At 70.8% G+C, this 18,814-nt stretch carries 16 protein-coding genes; 12 read left to right on the forward strand and 4 right to left on the reverse strand.

Going from position 1 to position 18,814, the window contains the following annotated elements; translation table 11 throughout:
- Positions 1-4 precede the first annotated feature (4 nt).
- The 7 genes from G472_RS30965 to G472_RS30975 all read left to right on the forward strand — a co-directional run bounded on the left by G472_RS30965 (position 5) and on the right by G472_RS30975 (position 9,244).
- A complete protein-coding gene (locus G472_RS30965; RefSeq protein ID WP_084536401.1) occupies positions 5-2,095 on the forward strand; it encodes a response regulator in 2,091 nt (696 codons plus the stop codon).
- Between the two features lie 116 nt (positions 2,096-2,211).
- Positions 2,212-3,150, forward strand: a complete 939-nt coding sequence (locus tag G472_RS0103155) for a LysR family transcriptional regulator (RefSeq protein ID WP_029007209.1) — start codon at positions 2,212-2,214, stop codon at positions 3,148-3,150.
- Between the two features lie 162 nt (positions 3,151-3,312).
- On the forward strand, positions 3,313-3,801 hold the full coding sequence (locus G472_RS0103160) for a formate dehydrogenase subunit gamma (protein ID WP_035690736.1): 489 nt from the start codon (positions 3,313-3,315) through the stop codon (positions 3,799-3,801).
- Positions 3,798-5,360 carry a formate dehydrogenase beta subunit gene (locus G472_RS0103165; RefSeq protein ID WP_029007211.1) on the forward strand — a complete coding sequence of 521 codons (1,563 nt, stop codon included), beginning with the start codon at positions 3,798-3,800 and terminating at the stop codon, positions 5,358-5,360. The genes G472_RS0103160 and G472_RS0103165 overlap by 4 nt, the downstream gene beginning before the upstream one ends.
- Before the next feature lie 17 nt (positions 5,361-5,377).
- Positions 5,378-8,203: a formate dehydrogenase subunit alpha gene (gene fdhF, locus G472_RS30970; protein WP_035690737.1), complete on the forward strand. Its 2,826-nt coding sequence runs from the start codon at positions 5,378-5,380 to the stop codon at positions 8,201-8,203.
- A gap of 12 nt (positions 8,204-8,215) precedes the next feature.
- Positions 8,216-9,010, forward strand: a complete 795-nt coding sequence (gene fdhD / locus G472_RS0103175) for a formate dehydrogenase accessory sulfurtransferase FdhD (RefSeq protein WP_051340246.1) — start codon at positions 8,216-8,218, stop codon at positions 9,008-9,010.
- Positions 9,011-9,025: 15 nt separating this feature from the next.
- Positions 9,026-9,244, forward strand: a complete 219-nt coding sequence (locus tag G472_RS30975; RefSeq protein ID WP_211100128.1) for a formate dehydrogenase subunit delta — start codon at positions 9,026-9,028, stop codon at positions 9,242-9,244.
- On the opposite strand, the gene G472_RS0103185 is transcribed toward G472_RS30975, so the two are convergent.
- The 3 genes from G472_RS0103185 to G472_RS0103195 all read right to left on the reverse strand — a co-directional run bounded on the left by G472_RS0103185 (position 9,187) and on the right by G472_RS0103195 (position 10,602).
- Complete coding sequence (locus tag G472_RS0103185; RefSeq protein ID WP_029007213.1) at positions 9,187-9,582, reverse strand: hypothetical protein; 396 nt, start codon at positions 9,580-9,582, stop codon at positions 9,187-9,189. The genes G472_RS30975 and G472_RS0103185 overlap by 58 nt on opposite strands.
- Positions 9,583-9,651: 69 nt before the next feature.
- On the reverse strand, positions 9,652-10,023 hold the full coding sequence (locus G472_RS0103190) for a hypothetical protein (RefSeq protein ID WP_029007214.1): 372 nt from the start codon (positions 10,021-10,023) through the stop codon (positions 9,652-9,654).
- Positions 10,024-10,059: 36 nt separating this feature from the next.
- A complete protein-coding gene (locus tag G472_RS0103195; protein WP_029007215.1) occupies positions 10,060-10,602 on the reverse strand; it encodes a hypothetical protein in 543 nt (180 codons plus the stop codon).
- Between the two features lie 145 nt (positions 10,603-10,747).
- Between G472_RS0103195 and G472_RS0103200 the strand changes: the two genes are divergently transcribed.
- The 3 genes from G472_RS0103200 (at position 10,748) to G472_RS36715 (ending at position 15,868) form a co-directional block, all read left to right on the forward strand.
- A complete protein-coding gene (locus G472_RS0103200; protein WP_029007216.1) occupies positions 10,748-12,280 on the forward strand; it encodes a helicase HerA domain-containing protein in 1,533 nt (510 codons plus the stop codon).
- Positions 12,255-13,010, forward strand: coding sequence for a trypsin-like serine peptidase (locus G472_RS30980; protein ID WP_051340248.1), 756 nt, complete (start codon positions 12,255-12,257; stop codon positions 13,008-13,010). The genes G472_RS0103200 and G472_RS30980 overlap by 26 nt, the downstream gene beginning before the upstream one ends.
- A 122-nt stretch (positions 13,011-13,132) precedes the next feature.
- Complete coding sequence (locus tag G472_RS36715) at positions 13,133-15,868, forward strand: EAL domain-containing protein (protein WP_051340250.1); 2,736 nt, start codon at positions 13,133-13,135, stop codon at positions 15,866-15,868.
- A 161-nt stretch (positions 15,869-16,029) separates the two neighbouring features.
- Here the strand turns inward: G472_RS36715 and epmA are convergent, their stop codons facing one another.
- Positions 16,030-17,091 (reverse strand): EF-P lysine aminoacylase EpmA, encoded by a 1,062-nt coding sequence (epmA, locus tag G472_RS0103215; protein WP_029007217.1) that lies wholly within the window; start codon positions 17,089-17,091, stop codon positions 16,030-16,032.
- A gap of 164 nt (positions 17,092-17,255) precedes the next feature.
- On the opposite strand from epmA, the gene efp reads away from it, so the two are divergent.
- Both efp and G472_RS30990 read left to right on the forward strand, forming a co-directional pair.
- Positions 17,256-17,822, forward strand: a complete 567-nt coding sequence (efp, locus tag G472_RS0103220) for an elongation factor P (RefSeq protein WP_029007218.1) — start codon at positions 17,256-17,258, stop codon at positions 17,820-17,822.
- A gap of 10 nt (positions 17,823-17,832) precedes the next feature.
- Positions 17,833-18,687, forward strand: coding sequence for an inositol monophosphatase family protein (locus G472_RS30990; protein ID WP_051340251.1), 855 nt, complete (start codon positions 17,833-17,835; stop codon positions 18,685-18,687).
- The last annotated feature ends 127 nt before the right edge of the window (positions 18,688-18,814 follow it).

The raw sequence follows: 18,814 nt of genomic DNA on the forward strand, positions 1-18,814 counted from the left end.
TGGAATGGCACAGGTACCCGAAACGCCCGGGATGTGGGGACGGATACCGCTGGCGGCGCTCGCCGCGGCGGTGTGCCTGCTGCTGGCGGGGCTCGTCATGGCCGTCGTCAACGAGCGGTCGTACGAGGCCCGGAAGCTGGAGGAGGCCCGGGTCCAGGCGCGCATCCTGGCGGCGACCATGACGGCGGCCCTGGCCTTCCACGACCGCACCGCCGGACAGGAGTACGTCGACGCCCTGAAGGCGAACCCGCTGGTGCGCTCCGCCGCCGTGTTCGACGAGAACGGGCAGCCCTTCGTGGCCTACGCCGGCGGTGCCGCGGCGGCCCGCGTCGGCGAGGCGGTGGTGGAGGTCAGCGTTCCCGTGGTGCAGGGCGACCTACCGCTCGGCCGGGTGTTCCTGCGCACCGTGCGCGAACCGCTGGACAGCCGCCTGAACCGCTACGTCGGCGTCGGGTTGCTCGTCGTCATGGCGTCGCTCGTCGTCGTCGTTCTGGGCGTCGCGCACGCTGCCGTGGCGCACGCCAACATCGAGCTGAAGCGTCGGGCCGTGGCCCTCGGCGAGGCTTACGACCGGCTCCGCGCCGAGACGTCCGAGCGCGAGAAGGCCGAGGACGCCCTGCGCCAGAGCCAGAAGATGGAGGCGGTCGGCCAGCTCACCGGCGGCGTCGCGCACGACTTCAACAATCTCCTCCAGGTGATCGGCGGCTCCCTGGAACTGCTGCGCCCGGCGCTCGCCGGAAACGCCCCGGCGGCGGAGCGCCTTGCCGGTGCCCTGGCCGCGGTGGCGCGGGGCGCCAAGCTCACCGGCCAGCTCCTCGCCTTCGCACGGCGCCAGCCGCTGGAGCCGGGCGTCGTCAACCTCGGCCGTTTCGTCCGCGGGATGGACGACATGCTGCGCCGGGTCCTCGGCGAGGACATCGTGCTCGAAACGGTGGTGGGGAGCGGGCTGTGGAACACCCTGGTGGACCCCGCCCAGGTGCAGAACGTCATTCTCAACCTTGCCATCAATGCCCGTGACGCCATGCCGGAGGGCGGCCGCCTGACCATCGAGGTGGCCAACGTCACCCTGGACGAGCACGACGCGGCCCGCCGGTCCGGGGTCGAGCCCGGCCGGTACGTGATGCTGACCGTTACGGACAGCGGCTGCGGCATGCCCCCAGAGGTCCGCCAACGGGTGTTCGAGCCCTTCTTCACCACCAAGTCCGAAGGCAAGGGAACCGGCCTCGGGCTCAGCATGGTCTACGGCGTCGTAAAGCAATCGGGTGGCCATGTGACGATCAGCAGCGAGGTCGGGGCGGGCACGACGATCCGAATCTATCTGCCGCCCACGCACCGATCGGAGACGGTCGACGCGGAGCCGGCGGCCGAACCGTCCCGGGGCGGCGGGGAAACCATCCTGGTGGTGGAGGATGACGCCGAGGTGCGGGCCACCGCGGTGGCCATGCTCACCGACCTCGGCTACCGGGTCCTGCAAGCCGCGGACGGCGAAGCGGGCCTGGCGGTGCTTGCCTCCGGCGAACCCGTGGACCTCCTCTTCACCGACGTGGTCATGCCCGGCCCGGTGCGCAGCACCGACCTGGCATCCCGCGCACGCCGGCAACGCCCCGGCATCGCGGTGCTCTTCACGTCCGGCTATGCGCAGGACGCGATCGTCCATGGCGGCCGCCTGGACGAGGGCGTCAACCTGTTGAGCAAGCCCTACGGCCGCGACGCCCTGGCCGCCAAGATCCGCCAGACCCTGGGTGCCCGGCCGCCGGCGCGGCCGCTGCGCGTCCTGCTGGTGGAGGACGACGCCCTGATCCGCATGACCACGGGTGCCATGCTGGAAGCCATGGGCTGCTCCGTCACGGAGGCCGGTGATGCGGACGGCGCCCTGGCCGTGATGGAACGGGAAGAGGTCGACGTGCTGCTGACGGATGTCACGCTGCCCCGGATGTCGGGAACAGAACTGGCGGTCCACGCCCTCAACACCCGTGCGGGATTGCGCGTCGTGTTCGCCACCGGCCGGCACCTTGCCCTGGAAGGCCCTCTGGCCGACGCCGCCGTGCTGACAAAACCCTACACCGAACAGGACCTGCGCCGCGTCCTGCAATGAACCGCTTCCGGGACCGGGGGTGGGGACGACGGGATAGCGCCGCAATCCCTTGCCGCTTTTCTGCATGATCCTGCATAGAGTCCGGAACCCCGTCCCGCCCGCCGCCGGAGGAGCCGTTGTTCCGCAAATTCGTCTATCTCCTGGCGCTGGCGCGCGAAGGGCATTTCGGGCGGGCGGCCGAGGCGTGCCACGTCTCGCAGCCGACCCTGTCCAACGCCATCCGCCAGCTTGAGGAGGAGTTGCAGGTCCCCATCGTGGAGCGCGGGCAGAAGTTCGCCGGCTTCACGCCGGAGGGCCGCAAGGTGCTGGAGTACGCCCGGCGCATCGTGGCCGAACGGGACGGGCTGCGGCAGGAGTTGGCGGCGCTGGCCGGCGGCGTGTCGGGCAGCCTGCGAATCGCCGCCATCCCCACAGCGCTCCCCGCCGTGCCGCACCTGCTGGCGACCTTCGGTGAGCGGTATCCCGCCATCCGCTCCTGCATCCGCTCGACAAGCTCGCGCGAGATCCAGCGCGACCTCGATGAATTCGAGTTGGACGCGGCCGTCACCTACCTGGACAACGAGCCGCTGAATCGCGTGCGCACGGTGCCGCTCTACTCGGAGCGCTACCTGCTGCTGACCCGCCGCACCGACGTGGCGCCGGGCACCACCGCCCTGCCCTGGGCCCGGGCCGCGGAACGGCGGCTGTGCCTGCTGACCCCCGACATGCAGAACCGCCGGATCGCCGACGCCGCCTTCCGCATGGCCGACTGCGCGGTGACGCCGATGGTGGAAACCAACTCCATCAGCACGCTCTACACCCTGGCCCTGGTGGGCGTCGGGGCCAGCGTGGTGCCCGGCCAGCTCCTGACCCAGATGCCGATCCATCCGGACCTGGTGGCTCTGCCCCTGACCGAACCGGACCTCACCTACGCCGTCGGCCTCGTCTACGCCGACCGCGACCCGCCCGCCCCCCTGGCCAGGGCGCTGGCGGCGGTGGCCGCAGACAGCGCCGTCTCCGGCCGCATCGCCAATGCCATGGCCGACACGCTGGCCGCTTGGCGGGGTGGGCAATAGGGAAACCCTATCAGGTCATGGAACAATCAAATTTGCGCGTCTCCTCCATCATCCTCCATCCTGACTGACATCAGGCAAGATGAATGGGCACGCCCGCTGTGCCCGTCACAGATCAGTTCAGGATAACGGCCGCTCCCCGCCGCGCGGCCGGAGGGAGGAATCGTGACCGGACGAGCCGCCCGGGACGCCGAACGCGCCCGCACCATTGTCGATGAGCACCGCCACCTGCGCGGTGCCTTGCTGCCCATCCTGCACGCGCTCCAGGAAGAGTTCGGCTGCATCGACGACGCCGCCATCCCGCTGCTGGCCCGCGAACTGAACCTGTCGCGCGCCGACGTGCATGGTGTGGTGTCGTTCTATCACGAGTTCCGCCGCACCCGGCCGGGCCGTCACGTGATCAAGGTCTGCCGCGCGGAAGCCTGCCAGTCCATGGGCTGCGACAGCCTGGTGGAGCATGCGAAGCGCCGCCTGGCCATCGACGTCCACGGCACCACCGCCGATGACGCTTTCACCCTGGAGCCGGTGTTCTGCCTGGGCAACTGCGCCCTGGCCCCGGCCGTGATGATCGACGACCGCCTGTACGGCCGCGTCGACCCCCGCCGGTTCGACGCCCTGACCGATGCGGTGCGGACGAAGGAGTGTGCGCCATGACCGGCACGGTCTACGTCCCCCGCGACGCCGCCGCCCTGTCGGTGGGCGCCGACGAGACCGCCGCCGCCATCGCCGCCGAGGCCGACCGCCGCGGTGCGGACGTGCGCATCGTGCGCAACGGCTCGCGCGGGATGCTGTACCTGGAGCCGCTGGTCGAGGTGACGACGCCGGACGGCCGCATCGCCTACGGCCCGGTGAGTGCCGACGACGTGCCCGGCCTGTTCGATGCCGGCTTCCTCACCGGCGCCGATCACCCGCTGGGCCACGGCCCGACGGAGGAGATCCCCTACCTGAAGAACCAGGAGCGGCTGACCTTCGCCCGCTGCGGCGTCATCGATCCGCTGTCGGTGGAGGACTACCGTGCCCACGGCGGCTTCCGCGGGCTGGAGCGGGCGCTGGCCATGACGCCGGCGGAAATCGTCGGCGAGGTGACGGAGTCCGGCCTGCGCGGCCGCGGAGGCGCCGGATTCCCCACGGGCATCAAATGGAACACGGTGCTGAACGCCCGGGCGGACCGGAAGTACGTCTGCTGCAACGCCGACGAGGGCGACAGCGGCACCTTCGCCGACCGCATGATCATGGAAGGCGACCCGTTCTGCCTGATCGAGGGCATGACGATCGCGGCGTTGGCCGTCGGAGCCACCCACGGCATGATCTACATCCGCTCCGAATACCCGCACGCCGTCGCCACCATGCGGGCGGCGATCGCCGCCGCCTACGCGCAGGACTGGCTGGGCGACGCCATCCACGGCACCGGCCACACCTTCCACCTGGAGGTCCGGGTCGGCGCCGGCGCCTACATCTGCGGCGAGGAAACGTCCATGCTGGAAAGCCTGGAGGGCAAGCGCGGCATGGTCCGCGCCAAGCCGCCGCTGCCGGCGCTGGAAGGGCTGTTCGGCAAGCCCACCGTCGTCAACAACGTGCTGTCGCTCACCTCGGTGCCGGTGATCCTCGACAGGGGCGGCGCCTATTACCGCGACTTCGGCGTCGGCCGATCGCGCGGCACGCTGGCCTTCCAGCTCGCCGGCAACATCCGCCGCGGCGGCATCGTGGAAAAGGCGTTCGGTGTGTCCCTGCGCACCCTGCTGGAGGAGTTCGGCGGCGGCACCATCACCGGCCGGCCGATCCGCGCGGTGCAGGCCGGCGGGCCGCTGGGCGCCTATCTGCCCGACCATCTCTTCGACCTGCCCAAGGACTATGAGGCGTTCGCGGCGGTGGAGGCCATGGTCGGCCACGGCGGCATCGTGGTCTTCGACGACACCGTGGACATGGCCCGCCAGGCGCGCTTCGCGTTTGCCTTCTGCGTCGCCGAGTCCTGCGGCAAGTGCACGCCCTGCCGCATCGGCTCCGTCCGCGGGATGGAGACCATGGACCGGATCATCGCGGGCGAGAACGTGGCCCGCAATCTGGCCGTTCTGGAAGACCTCTGCGAGGTCATGACCGACGGCTCGCTGTGCGCCATGGGCGGCATGACGCCGATCCCCGTGCGCAGCGCCATCAGGCATTTCCCCGAAGACTTCGCCCGCGGCCCCGCCGCCGTCCCGGCCGCAGCCGAGTGATCGAAGAGGACCGACCCATGACCATGATCCGCGAGATCGACTACGGCACCTCCGCCCGCACCTCCGGCACGCCGGTCACGCTGGAGATCGACGGGCGCTCCGTGACCGTGCCGGAAGGCACCTCCGTCATGCGCGCCGCCGCCGAAGCCGGCATCATGGTGCCCAAGCTGTGCGCCACCGACCATCTGGAATCCTTCGGCTCCTGCCGGCTGTGCATGGTGGAGATCGAGGGGCGCCGCGGCACGCCGGCGTCGTGCACCACGCCGGTGGCGCCGGGCATGAAGGTGGCGACGCAAAACGACCGCCTCGCCCGCCTGCGCAAGGGGGTGATGGAGCTGTACATCTCCGACCATCCGCTGGACTGCCTGACCTGCCCGGCGAACGGGAATTGCGAACTGCAGGACATGGCCGGCACGGTCGGGCTGCGCGAGGTGCGCTACGGCTTCGACGGCGCCAACCACCTGAAACAGCCGAAGGACGAGAGCAACCCGTACTTCACCTTCGACCCGTCGAAGTGCATCGTCTGCTCGCGCTGCGTGCGCGCCTGTTCCGAGGTGCAGGGGACCTTCGCCCTGACCATCGACAGCCGCGGCTTCGCCTCCATGGTGTCGCCGGGCGCCGGGGAGTCCTTCATGGACTCAGAATGCGTGTCCTGCGGCGCCTGCGTCCAGGCATGTCCGACCGCAACCCTGATGGAAAAGTCGGTCATCGCGCACGGCCAGGCCGAGCACAGCGTCATCACCACCTGCGCCTATTGCGGCGTCGGCTGCTCCTTCAAGGCGGAGATGCAGGGCACCACGGTGGTCCGCATGGTTCCCCATAAGGACGGCGGTGCGAACGAGGGTCATTCCTGCGTCAAGGGCCGCTTCGCGTGGGGCTATGCCACCCACAAGGACCGTGTCCTGCACCCGATGGTCCGCGAGAGCACCGCGGATCCGTGGCGTGTCGTGTCGTGGGAGGAGGCGATCGCCACCGCCGCACGCCGCCTGAAGGCCGTGCAGGAAACGTACGGCCGGCACGCCATCGGTGGCATCACCTCGTCCCGGTGCACCAATGAAGAGGTGTACGTCGTCCAGAAGATGATCCGCGCCGCCTTCGGCACCAACAACGTCGACACCTGCGCCCGCGTCTGCCACTCCCCCACCGGCTACGGCCTGAAGCAGACCTTCGGCACGTCGGCGGGCACCCAGGATTTCCGCTCGATCGACAGGACGGACGTCATCCTGGTGATCGGCGCCAACCCCACCGACGGGCACCCCGTCTTCGGGTCGCGTATGAAGAAGCGCATCCGCGCGGGTGCCAGGCTGATCGTCGCCGACCCGCGGCGCATCGACCTGGTGCGCAGCCCGCACGTGGAGGCGGCGCACCACCTGCAGCTCCGCCCCGGCAGCAACGTCGCCCTGCTCAACGCCATGGCGCACGTCATCGTGACCGAGGGGTTGGTCGACCGCGCTTTCGTGGCCGAGCGGTGCGAAGCCGACGCCTTCGCCCGGTGGGAGTCCTTCATCGCCGAACCGCGCAACAGCCCGGAGGTGGCGGAGAGGTCCACCGGCGTCCCGGCGGCCGGGATCCGCGCCGCCGCCCGCCTCTACGCCACCGGCGGCAACGCCGCCATCTACTACGGGCTGGGCGTCACCGAGCACACCCAGGGCTCCACCACCGTCATGGCCATGGCGAACCTGGCCATGGCGACCGGCAACATCGGCCGCGACGGGGTCGGGGTGAACCCGCTGCGCGGGCAGAACAACGTCCAGGGCTCGTGCGACATGGGGTCGTTCCCGCACGAGCTGCCGGGCTACCGCCACGTCTCCGACACCGCCGTGCGGACCCTGTTCGAGCAGGCGTGGGGCGCGCCCCTCGACCCCGAACCGGGGCTTCGCATCCCCAACATGTTCGATGCCGCCATCGGCGGCACCTTCAAGGGCCTGTTCGTCCAGGGCGAAGACATCGCCCAGTCCGATCCCAACACCGCGCACGTCACGGCCGCGCTGGGCGCGCTGGATTGCCTGATCGTGCAGGACCTGTTCCTCAACGAGACGGCGGCCTTCGCCCACGTGTTCTTCCCCGGCACCTCGTTCCTGGAGAAGGACGGCACCTTCACCAACGCCGAGCGGCGCATCAACCGCGTGCGGCCGGTGATACCGGAGAAGACCGGCAAGGCGGAATGGCGGATCGTCAGCGAGCTGGCGACGGCGCTGGGCTATCCCATGCACTACGACACCACCGCGCAGATCATGGACGAGATCGCCCGCCTGACGCCCAGCTTTGCCGGGGTCAGCTTCCGCCGGCTGGACGAGGCGGGCAGCCTGCAATGGCCGGTGACGGAGGCCGCCCCGCAGGGCACGCCGATCATGCACGCCGACGGCTTCATGCGCGGCCGCGGCCGCTTCATGATCACCGAGTACATCGCGACCGAAGAGCGGCCGTCACGCGACTTTCCGCTGATCCTGACCACCGGGCGTATCCTCAGCCACTACAACGTCGGTGCCCAGACCCGGCGCACCGCCAACGTCGCCTGGCACCCCGAGGACATCCTGGAGATCAACGCCCACGACGCCGAACAGCGGGGCATCCGCGACGGCGATCTCGTCTCGGTGGGCAGCCGGGTCGGCGCCACGACCTTGCGGGCACGGATCTCCGACCGCATGCCGCCGGGGGTCGTCTACACCACCTTCCACCACCCGGTCACCGGCGCCAACGTGGTGACCACCGACGCCTCCGACTGGGCGACCAACTGCCCGGAATACAAGGTGACGGCGGTGCAGATCCGCCTCAGCAACCAGCCCGCCGACCGGGCGCGGCGCCACGCCCCCATCGTGCGGGTGGGCACGGCGGCGGAGTAGGAGGAGACGACGATGCCCACACCCGGCGCGATCACTCCGACGGCGGCGGCGGCCGGATCGGTCGCCGTCACCGGAACCGGGCTCGGCGGCGCGGTCACCTGGCTGATCGCCGAGGAGACGCCGGTGGCCTTCGAGTACAACGGCCGGTCCCACGCGGTGATGATGGCGACCCCGGCCGACCTGGAGGATTTCGCGCTGGGCTTCTCGCTGTGCGAGGGAATCGTCGCCGAACCCGCGGACATCGAGCGGGTGACGGTGCGCCGCGCCCCCGGCGGCATCGTGCTGGACATCCGCGCCGACGCCATGCGGCTGGTCAGCGGATCGCTGCGCACCCGCTCCATGGAAGGGCGCAGCGGCTGCGGCCTGTGCGGGGTCGACAGCCTCGCCAACGCGATGCGGCAGCCGCGGCCGGTCAGCGCAACGGTACGCCCCCCGGCCGGAGCGGTGGCGGCCGCCTTCGCCGGCTTGGCCGACCACCAGCCGATGACGCGGGCCAACCGCTCGGTCCACGCCGCCGCCTGGTGCGACCCCGGCGGGCGCATCGTCCTCGCCCGGGAGGACGTCGGCCGCCACAACGCGCTGGACAAGCTGGCCGGCGCGCTGGCCACCGCCGGCATCGAGCCGGCGGCCGGCTTCGTAGTCATGTCCAGCCGGTGCAGTTTCGAACTGGTGCAGAAGGCGGCGACGCTCGGCGTGCCGCTGCTCGCCACCCTGTCCGCACCCACCGCGCTCGCCCTGGACCTGGCGCGCGCGGCGGGTATGACGCTGGCCGCCCGTGCGCCGGGCGACGGCGTGATCCTGTTCTGACCTGACGGAGACCGAATGATGCACGCCAAGGACCTGATCCGCATGGCCAACCAGATCGCCGCCCATTTCGCCTGCTTCCCCCGCGACGAGGCGGTCACCGAAACGATCGGCCACATCCGCGACTTCTGGGAACCGCGCATGCGCCGCGCTCTGCTGGACCACATCGATGCCGGCGGTCACGGCCTGCACGAACTGGTGCTGCACGGGGCGGAGGCGCTGCGGGCGGAGGCGTGATACGGACAGCAGTCGTACGCGTACACCGCGGCGACCAGGAAGGGCAGAAAGGCCGCGACGGCGTGGCGTTCGTACGCGAAGCCGACGACGTACGGCGCCGCGTACAGCGCCGCGAAGCCGGCGCCGAGTGCGGCGGCCGCCACCGCGGCGGGCGGGCAGTGCCGCCGGGTCATCACGACCCACAGCAGAAAGCCGGCCGCCCCCCAGGTCAGCACGCGCATCCAGGCCATCCAGACCACCCCCGCCCGGCCGATGGCACCGCGCACCCGCGGTTCGCCGCTCTCCAGCGGCGTGTTGCGCACCTCGACCAGCAACACCCCGGCCTTGCGGGCCGTCATCTCGACGGCCCGCAGGGGGTTCTCCCGGATCCATGCCAGGGCCAGGGCGACGAACCGGTCGTTGCGGGCTCATTCGGCGGCACCGGCGAGGGGCGCCGGCGGCGGCGGAAGCGGGACGGGATGCGCCTGCCCCGGCACCACCATCTCCGGGGTGCCGCGGAGCAGTTCGTCGAGGTTCATCGGCGGGTAGATCGCATACGCTCCATCGTTGAAGCCCCGCCACAGGTTGGCCCCGTCCAGCGAGGTGCCGAAACGCAGCGTACCGGTTGTCGCGTGGACATAGGCACCCCACAGCGCCAGCGGTGCGAAGGCCAGCACCAGCGCCAGGGCGCCGCGCCGCACGCCGCACCTGCGGTCCGGCGCGCGCAGCACCGCCGCGACGGCAAGGATGATGCCCATGCCGATCCCGACCGGCAGGAGCGCCGACTTGGTGATCAGCACCAGGCCGGCCAGCCCGGCGGCGGCGGCGATACGCCATCATGGCGGCGGCTCCGGCCCCCACAGCGTCAGCGTGAGCGCCATGGCCGCCGTGAGCAGCGGAATGGCAAATCCTTCCTCGTACGCTACCGACCGGGCGTGGAGCATGAACTGCGGCCCGGCCACGCAGGACAGCAGAACGACAGCGCCGGCGACCGATATCCCGCCGGCGAAGACGACCGCCAGGGCACCGAGGACAAGCGTATCAAGCAGCACCCCCTTGGCGAGCGCCACGGCGCCGCTGTCGTCCCCCGCAACGAGGCGCAGCCCGGCCAGGCTGAGGATTGGCAGCGGCATGCGCGTGGCGTGAGAGCAGTGGCCGCTCCGTCCGCAGGCGGCAAAGGTGCCGGTCTCGACGAGCGTGTGCGCCCGCAGGCCGTAGCCGAACGGCAATTCCGCCAGGGGACGCGGCGGATCGACGAAGGGCACCACCAGGTGGCGCGCCACGAACAGGACCATGTATCCGGCAAGAAGCAACCGCAAGCCGAGCCGACGATCGCGCAGGACCGCCGCTGTGCGCCCGATCACCAAGGCTATCGACACCCACGACTCCTTGCATGGTCCCGCATCCACGCGCCGCAGTGTAGCCGTGCACGCCCGCCGTGCAAGGAACCGGGACCCCATCCGACTCCCCCTCCCCGCCCCACCTGCGTTATAGGGATGGGCGCCCGGGGCGACGGAGAGGTGGATGAAGGTCGGCATCGACATGGGGACGACGGGGGCCGGCACGCCGGCGGCCCTCGATCTGGAGGAGTTGCTGGCGACGCGCCTGCTGGTCCAGGGCAACTCGGGGTCCGGCAAGTCGCATCTGCTGCGCCGCCTGATCGAACAGAGCGCCAACTGGGTGCAGCAGGCGATCCTCGACCCCGAAGGCGACTTCGTCACGCTGGCCGACCGCTACGGCCACGTGGTCGTGGAGGCCGCCGACCAATCCGAAGGGGCGTTGCAGCGCATCGCCGCCCGGGTGCGCCAGCACCGGGTGTCGGTGGTGCTCAATCTGGAAGGTCTGGACGCCGAGGGACAGATGCGCCACGCCGCCGCCTTCCTCGGCGGCCTGTTCGACGCCGACCGCGACCATTGGTATCCCATGCTGGTGGTGGTGGACGAGGCACAGCTCTTCGCCCCCGCCGCCGCCGGCGAGGTGTCGGACGAGGCGCGCAAGGTGTCGCTGGGCGCCATGACCAACCTGATGTGCCGCGGCCGCAAGCGCGGGCTCGCCGGCATCATCGCCACCCAGCGGCTCGCCAAGCTGGCCAAGAACGTCGCGGCGGAGGCGTCCAACTTCCTGATGGGACGCACCTTCCTCGACATCGACATGGCCCGCGCCGCCGATCTCCTGGGCATGGAGCGCCGGCAGGCGGAGATGTTCCGCGACCTGGAGCGGGGCCATTTCGTGGCGCTCGGCCCGGCCCTGTCGCGCCGACCGCTGCCGATTCGCATCGGCGAGGTCGAAACCGCCGGGCGCACCGGCAGCCCGCGCCTGATGCCGCTGCCCGACACGCCGCCCGAAGACGCGCACGGGTTGATCTTCGCCCCCGGCGAGGCGGAACCGCCGCCTTTCCAGCCCCCGCCGCGCCGCCCGCCGCCTCCCCCGCCGCCGTCCACCGCCGAACTCCTGGCGCAACTCGCCGCCGCCCGCCCCGCCGCCGCCACGCCCGAGGTGGAAGCGGAGAGCGAGGAGCGGGCGGCAGAGCGGGACGCGGCGCTGGACGCCATCCTGCGCGAGGTCCTGGCCGACCCGGAAGCCGCGTACCGGTCCGTCGCCGTGCTGTACCAGGATTTCCTGGTGCGCTGCCGCATCCGCGCGGTGGGCGGGCGGCCGCCGGACCTGCCGGCCTTCCGCCGCCGCCTCGCCGCCGCCCGCGCCGGGGTCGAGGCCGATGCCGCCGCGGCGCCGGAGTGGGACCGGGCGCTGGCCGTCGCCGCCGACCTGCCGGAGGACCTGCACGGACTCTACCTGCTGCTCGCCCGCGCCGCGCTGGAGGGGGCGCCCTGTCCGTCCGATGCGGAGGTGGCGCGGGTCTGCGGCAGCCGGTCGCCGGGGCGGGCGCGCCGGCTGCTGGGCTATCTGGAGCAGCGCGACGTCATCGTGCTGCGCACCGAACGCGGCGGCGGGCGCATCATCGCCCTGCCCGGCCTTGGCCGGGAAACCGCCCCCGGCGATCCGGCGGCACCCGATCGGGACGAGCCCGGCGATGACGACCTGTTCGCCGTGGCATAGCGCCGTCGCGGGTGCCGCCCTGGCGCTCGCCACCCTGGCGGCGATGCCGGCCGGTGCCGGCACCGCCAACCCGCTGCTGCCCGGCGTCGCCGCGGGCGACCGCCGGTCGGTGGTGGACGTGGAGACGCCGCCCTGGACGGCCGTGGTGCGGGTGCAGACCAACCTCGGCGGGCGCTGCACCGGCGTTCTGGCGGCGCCCGACCGGGTGGTGACGGCCGCCCACTGCCTGTTCAACGGGCGCACCCGCCGGCTCTTCGCCGCGCAGTCGCTGCACGTCCTGTTCGGATACGCCCGGGGTGACCATCGCGTGCACCGGCGGGTTGCCCACTATACCGTGGGGGCCGGTTACGACGGCACGCGACCGGTGGAATCGCTTCCCGCCGACTGGGCCGTCCTGACGCTGGTGCCCGGCCCCGATCCCGGCGTGGCGCCGCTGGCGGTGACCGCCCGACCGCCGCCGCCGGATACGCCCGTTGCGCTGGCGGGCTTCAGCCAGGACCGTGCTCATCTGCTGATGGCAGACCGTGACTGCCGGTTGCTGGATACGAACGCCGGGGGATTGCTGCTGCACGACTGTTCCGGATCCCGCGGCGTCAGCGGGGGGCCGCTGCTGCACCTGGACGGGAGCACCTGGACGATCGTCGGGCTCGGCGTGGCCGTGTCCGGCCTGCCGGACGGCGCCAACTTCGCCGTCCCGGCCCGGGCGTTCCACCCCGCTCTCACCCAATGAGACAAGCCATCGTACAACCGGTCTATATCTATCGTTGAACCGGCAGCGAGCCCGTGCTTTTCTTCGATAAGAAACCGCACACTCGCTGGGCATATTGCTCGTCCGACCCGGAACCGGCGGCCATGATACGAACGCTCCTCGTCCGGACCCTGGGCGCCCTGCTGATCCTGGTCGCCCTGACCGCGCCGGGCCGGACGGAGGATGCGGACACCGAAACCGCCGTGCGCATCGGCGTTCTCGCCTACCGCGGCATCGATGCGGCGCTGGCCCAGTGGCTGCCCCACGCCGCCTATTTCTCGCAGCGCATCCCCGGCACACGATTCACCATCGTGCCGCTCGGCTATGACGAGCTGTCCGCCGCCGTGCGCGAGCGGTCGGTCCAGTTCGTCATCACCAACACGGGCCACTACGCGGCGCTGGAACTGGGGGGCCACGCCACCCGCATCGCCACCCGGCTGATGGACACGCCGGGCGGCCTGATCGACCGCATGGGCGGCGTGGTGATTACCCGGGCCCGGCGCACGGACCTGAACACCTACGCCGATCTGCGCAACACCATGATCCTCTACCCCGACCGAATGAGTCTGGGCGGCTGGCAGGCCCACGAGGGCGAGGCGCGGGCGCAGGGCGTCGATCTGCCGCGCGAGGCCATCCTGCTGCCGGAAACGCGCAACCACGAGACGGTGGTCTACGGCGTCCTGGCCGACCGCGCGGACGCCGGATTCGTCCGGGCCGATCTGGTGGAGCAGATGGCCCGCGAGGGCAAGATCCGCCTGGAGGATCTGCGCGTCGTCAACCCGCGTGACGAGCCGGGCTTCCCCTTCCGCCTGAGCACGCGGCTGTACCCCGAATGGCCACTGGCCAAGGTCTCCGGGACGCCGGAAGCCCTGGCGCGCGAGGTGCTGATCGCCGCACTGCGCCTGCCGTCCGACAGCGAGGCGGCGCGCGCCGCGGGCATCCACGGCTGGGTGGTGCCCGGCTCGTACAAGGTGGTGGACGAGCTGTTCCGCGACCTGCGCGTCGGCCCCTACGCCACCATCTCCTTCGCCCTCACCGACGTGCTGTCCCGCTATGCCCCGTGGATCGCCGGCGGCGGCGGGGCGGTGATCCTGCTGCTGGTCGGCGCCATCCTGCGCATCGCTCAGTCCCGCCGCCGGCTGCGCAACGAGATCGGGCGGCGTGCGGAGGCGGAGCGCTCGCTGCGCATCCTGAACTCCGCCGTGGAGCAGAGCCCGTCGTCCCTGGTGATCACCGACGCGGATCGCGGGATCCTGTATGTGAACGACACCTTCTGCCGCGTCACCGGCTATCGCCGCGAAGAGGTGATCGGAGCCAATGTCGGGATGCTGGCATCGGGCCAGACACCGGCCAGCGTGTACCGGGAGATGTGGAGCCGCATCGGCACCGGCCAGGTGTGGACCGGCGACCTCTGCAACCGCCGCAAGGACGGGTCACTGTTCTGGGAGCGGGTGACCATCTCCCCGGTGTTCGACGACACCGGAGCGGTCATCAACTATCTGGCGGCCAAGCAGGACATCACCCTACAGCGCAGCTACGAGCAGGCGCTGGAGCGGGCGGCCAACTACGACGCGCTCACCGGCCTGCCCAACCGCACCCTGGCCCATGACCGGCTGCAACGCCACGTCCTGGACGGCGACCCGGTGGCCGTGCTGCACGTGGGCACCGACAACTTCGTGCGGATCAACGAATCCCTGGGGCAGAGGGCCGGCGACGCGGTGATCCGCGAACTGGCCCGCCGCTTCGGCAACCTGGTCGACGAAGCCGACACGCTGGCCCGAGTCACGGGTGACGAGTTCCTGGTGGTGCATCCGCGCGGCGGAGAAGCCGACACCCTGGCGGCCGCGCTGCTGGCGGCCGCGGCGGAGCCCATCGCCGTGGACAAGGCCGTGGTGCGGGTGACGGTGCGGATCGGCATCGCCGTGGCGCCCCACGACGGTGGCTCGGCCATCGACCTGGAGAAGGCCGCCTACAGCGCCGCCAACCGGGCCCGGGAGGCCGGCGGCAACACGGTGCGCCGCTTCCTGCGGTCCATGGACACGGAGGTGCGCCGTCGCTTCGAGCTGGAGGCCGGGCTCCGGCGGGCGCTGGATGAAGGGGGGCTGGAACTGCACCTGCAACCCTATGTGGAGTCGGCAACCGGCCGCTTCACAGGGGCGGAAGCCCTGGTGCGCTGGCGGCGCGGCGACGAGGGATACGTGCCGCCGGGCGTCTTCATCCCCATCGCCGAGGACGCGGGACTGGTGCGCGACATCGACCGATGGGTCGTCGACGCCGCCGCCGCAGCGGCAGCGCGCTTGCGCCGGGAACTGGGGCGTCCCTTCCCGATCGCCGTCAACGTCAGCCCGAAGGATCTCATCGACCTGACGATGGTGGACCACATCGCCCGCGCGCTCGACCTGCACCGCCTGCCGCCCGACGCGCTGGAGGTGGAGGTCACCGAAGGCGTCTTCCTGTCGGGCGAGCAGAAGGCCGGCAAGGCCCTGCGCATCCTGCACGGCATGGGCGTGCCGATCGCCATCGATGACTTCGGCACCGGCTATTCGTCGCTGGCCTATCTGCGCAAATACCCGTTCAACAAGCTGAAGATCGACCGGTCGTTCGTCAGCGGCATGGACTCCGACGCGACGCTGAACGGCCTGGTCAACGCCGTCACCTCCATGGCCCTGCACCTCGGGCTGTCGGTGACCGCCGAGGGGGTCGAACGGGAAGAGGAAGCCGTTCTGCTGCGCCGGGCCGGCTGCACCTGCATGCAAGGCTATCTCTTCGCCCGTCCCATGCCGTCCGACTCCCTGCTGACTCTCCTGAAGGAAGCCGCTGTCCCGGTGGTGACGCGGTAAGGTCGGTACACCATGTCACGCAGCGCCTCCCCCTTTTGATGTTAAGCGTTCGTTAAGGGGATCGTTAACAAGGGATTAAGCCGGGGATTTGAACTTCCTTTCTCCCAATGGGTGGAACGGTCACCTTTCGCCCCGGCGGTGCGTGACCGGGTGTATCGGCCTCATGGCGTCCCCACCGGGGCCACCGGCACCCACAGGACCTCCTCGATCGTCTCCACGCCGGCGCACAGCATGACCAGCCGGTCGAAGCCGAGCGCGATGCCGGCGCTGGCGGGCATGCCATGCTCCAGGGCAGCCAGGAAATCCTCGTCGACCGGGAAGCGTTCGCCGTAGAGGCGCTCCTTCAGGTCCATGTCAGCGGCGAAGCGGGCACGCTGCACGGCGGCATCGGTCAATTCGCCGAAGGCGTTGGCCAGCTCCAGGCCGCAGGCGTACAGCTCGAACCGCTCGGCCAGGGTGGGGTCCTCCGGCTTCGGGCGGGACAGGGCGGCCATGCACACGGGATAGTCGGTCAGCACGCAGGGCACGCCTGCGCCGAGATGGGGCTCGATGCGGTCGAACATGACGCGGAAGAAGATGTCCTCCCAGCGGTCGCCCGCGTGGGGCGCGACGCCGGCCCGTGCCGCGGCGGCGGCCAGCGGCGCCGGGTCGGGCTCGTGGGTGCCGTCGTAAGCCGCCGTCAGGTCGATGCCGGCGTATTCGGCGAAGGCATCCGCCACCGTCAGAACGCGCCAGGGCCGGAAGGGGTCGCAGCTCATCCCCCGGAAGGTGAACACCGTGCGGCCGGACGCGACGGCGGCGGCGCGCACGAGTTCCACGCAATCCTCCACCAGCGCCGTGTAGCCTTCCCCCGCCCGGTACCATTCGAGCATGGAGAACTCCGGGTGGTGGGTGGCAGAGCGCTCACCGTTGCGGAAGACCCGGGCGATCTGGAACAGCCGCGGCACGCCGGCCACCAGCAGCTTCTTCATGGCGAACTCGGGGCTGGTGTGCAGGTGCATCCGGCGCCGGTCGTCCGGGTTGGCCCCCACCAGTTCGGTCGCGAAGGCGTGCAGGTGCGGCTCCATCCCCGGCGACACCTGGAGGGCGGGGGTGTCCACCTCGACGAAGCCGCGGTCGGCGAAGAAACGGCGCGCCGCCCCCAGCACGCGCCCGCGCACGGCCAGATGGGGCGCCCGGGCGGCGAAGACGTCGGGATGCCAGAAGGGGTGGGCAGCGGTCATGGGGGCGGCTTTCGACGGCGGCGGGACGGGGTGCGGCGGGCCATACCATAAACTGTTGCACGATGCCCGGCTAAGGCGCATATCCGGAGCCTCGCGGCGTTGCCTCGGTCCGGCCAAGCTGGTAGGGTCCGCGCCGCTCGTCTCTTGGAAATACGGATCGTGCCATGAAGGTTAACGCCAACCAGATGCGCCCCGGCCACGTGCTGGAGCACAACGGAAAGCTCTGGGTCATTCAGAAAACCGCCATCGTCCAGCCCGGCAAGGGCGGTGCCTTCATCCAGCTCGAAATGAAGGACGTGCGGACCGGCACGAAGACGATCGAACGCTTCCGTACCCAGGAAACCGTTGAGCGCGCCCGGCTGGACGAGCACGAGATGACCTTCCTGTTCAGCGAGGGTGACAGCTACACCTTCATGGACAAGGAAAGCTACGAGCAGGTCTCCATCCCGCGGGAGATCATCGGCGATCAGGCCGTGTTCCTGCAGGACGGCATGGAAGTGACGGTGCAGAGCTTCGAGGGCGCGCCCCTGTCGGTGGAACTGCCGCCCAAGGTGACGCTGCAGATCGTCGAGGCCGATCCGGTCGTGAAGGGCCAGACCGCCTCCTCTTCCTACAAGCCCGCCAAGCTGGAGAACGGCGTGTCGATCCTGGTGCCGCCGCACATCGAGGCCGGCACCCGCGTCGTCGTCGACACCTCCTCGGGCGAGTACGTCGAACGCGCAAAGGATTGATCCGCACCTCATGGCGACCCGTTCCGCACTCATCAACGTCATGGTCCGCGCCGCTGAAAAGGCGGCGCGCGGCCTCGTGCGCGACTTCGGCGAGGTCGAGCAGCTCCAGGTGTCGCGCAAGGGCCCGTCCGACTTCGTGTCGGCCGCCGACCACCGCGCCGAGAAGACGCTGCGCGACGAACTCCAGAAGGCGCGTCCCGATTTCGGCTTCCTGATGGAGGAGAGCGGCGGCTCCTCCGGGCGCGACAAGACCACCCGGTGGATCGTCGACCCACTCGACGGCACCACCAACTTCCTGCACGGCCTGCCCCATTTCGCCATCTCCATCGGCCTGGAGAAAAGCGGAGAAATCGTCGCCGGGGTCGTCTACGAGCCCGTGCACGACGAGCTGTTCTGGGCCGAGAAGGGCCAGGGCGCCTATCTGAACCACACGCGCCTGCGCGTGTCGGAGCGGCGCAACATGGCCGATGCGCTGATCGCCACGGGCATCCCGTTCAAGGGCCGCGGCGACGCCGCCGGTTTCCTGGACGAGGCCGAGGCGATCATGACCGAGGTGGCCGGCATCCGACGCTTCGGCGCCGCGTCGCTCGACCTGGCCTACGTCGCCGCCGGCCGCTACGACGGCTATTGGGAGCGCGGGCTGGCGCCGTGGGACTGCGCCGCGGGCGTCCTGCTGGTCACCGAGGCCGGCGGCTTCGTCAGCGAGATCGGCGGTGGCCGCAACCCGGTGTTCGGTGGCACCATCCTGGCCGCCAACGCCCACCTCCACCTGCCGCTGGCCAAGACCCTGCGCGGGGTGGAGCGCAAGCGCGCGCCGGTCGTGCCGGTTCCGCAGCCGCCGACCATCAAGCCGCCGACCTCCTGAGCGGACGCTGCTGCCATTCGGTTCGCCGAACCCGGGCGGAGGGGACTTTCCCCCTCCCGCGCCGGGAAACTTTTTCTACACCCCTCAATAGGCTATGGTGCGGTCCGGATCCCGCTTAAAAGGAACA

Origin of the sequence: Azospirillum halopraeferens DSM 3675 (genome assembly GCF_000429625.1) — a bacterium.
Taxonomy (GTDB): domain Bacteria; phylum Pseudomonadota; class Alphaproteobacteria; order Azospirillales; family Azospirillaceae; genus Azospirillum; species Azospirillum halopraeferens.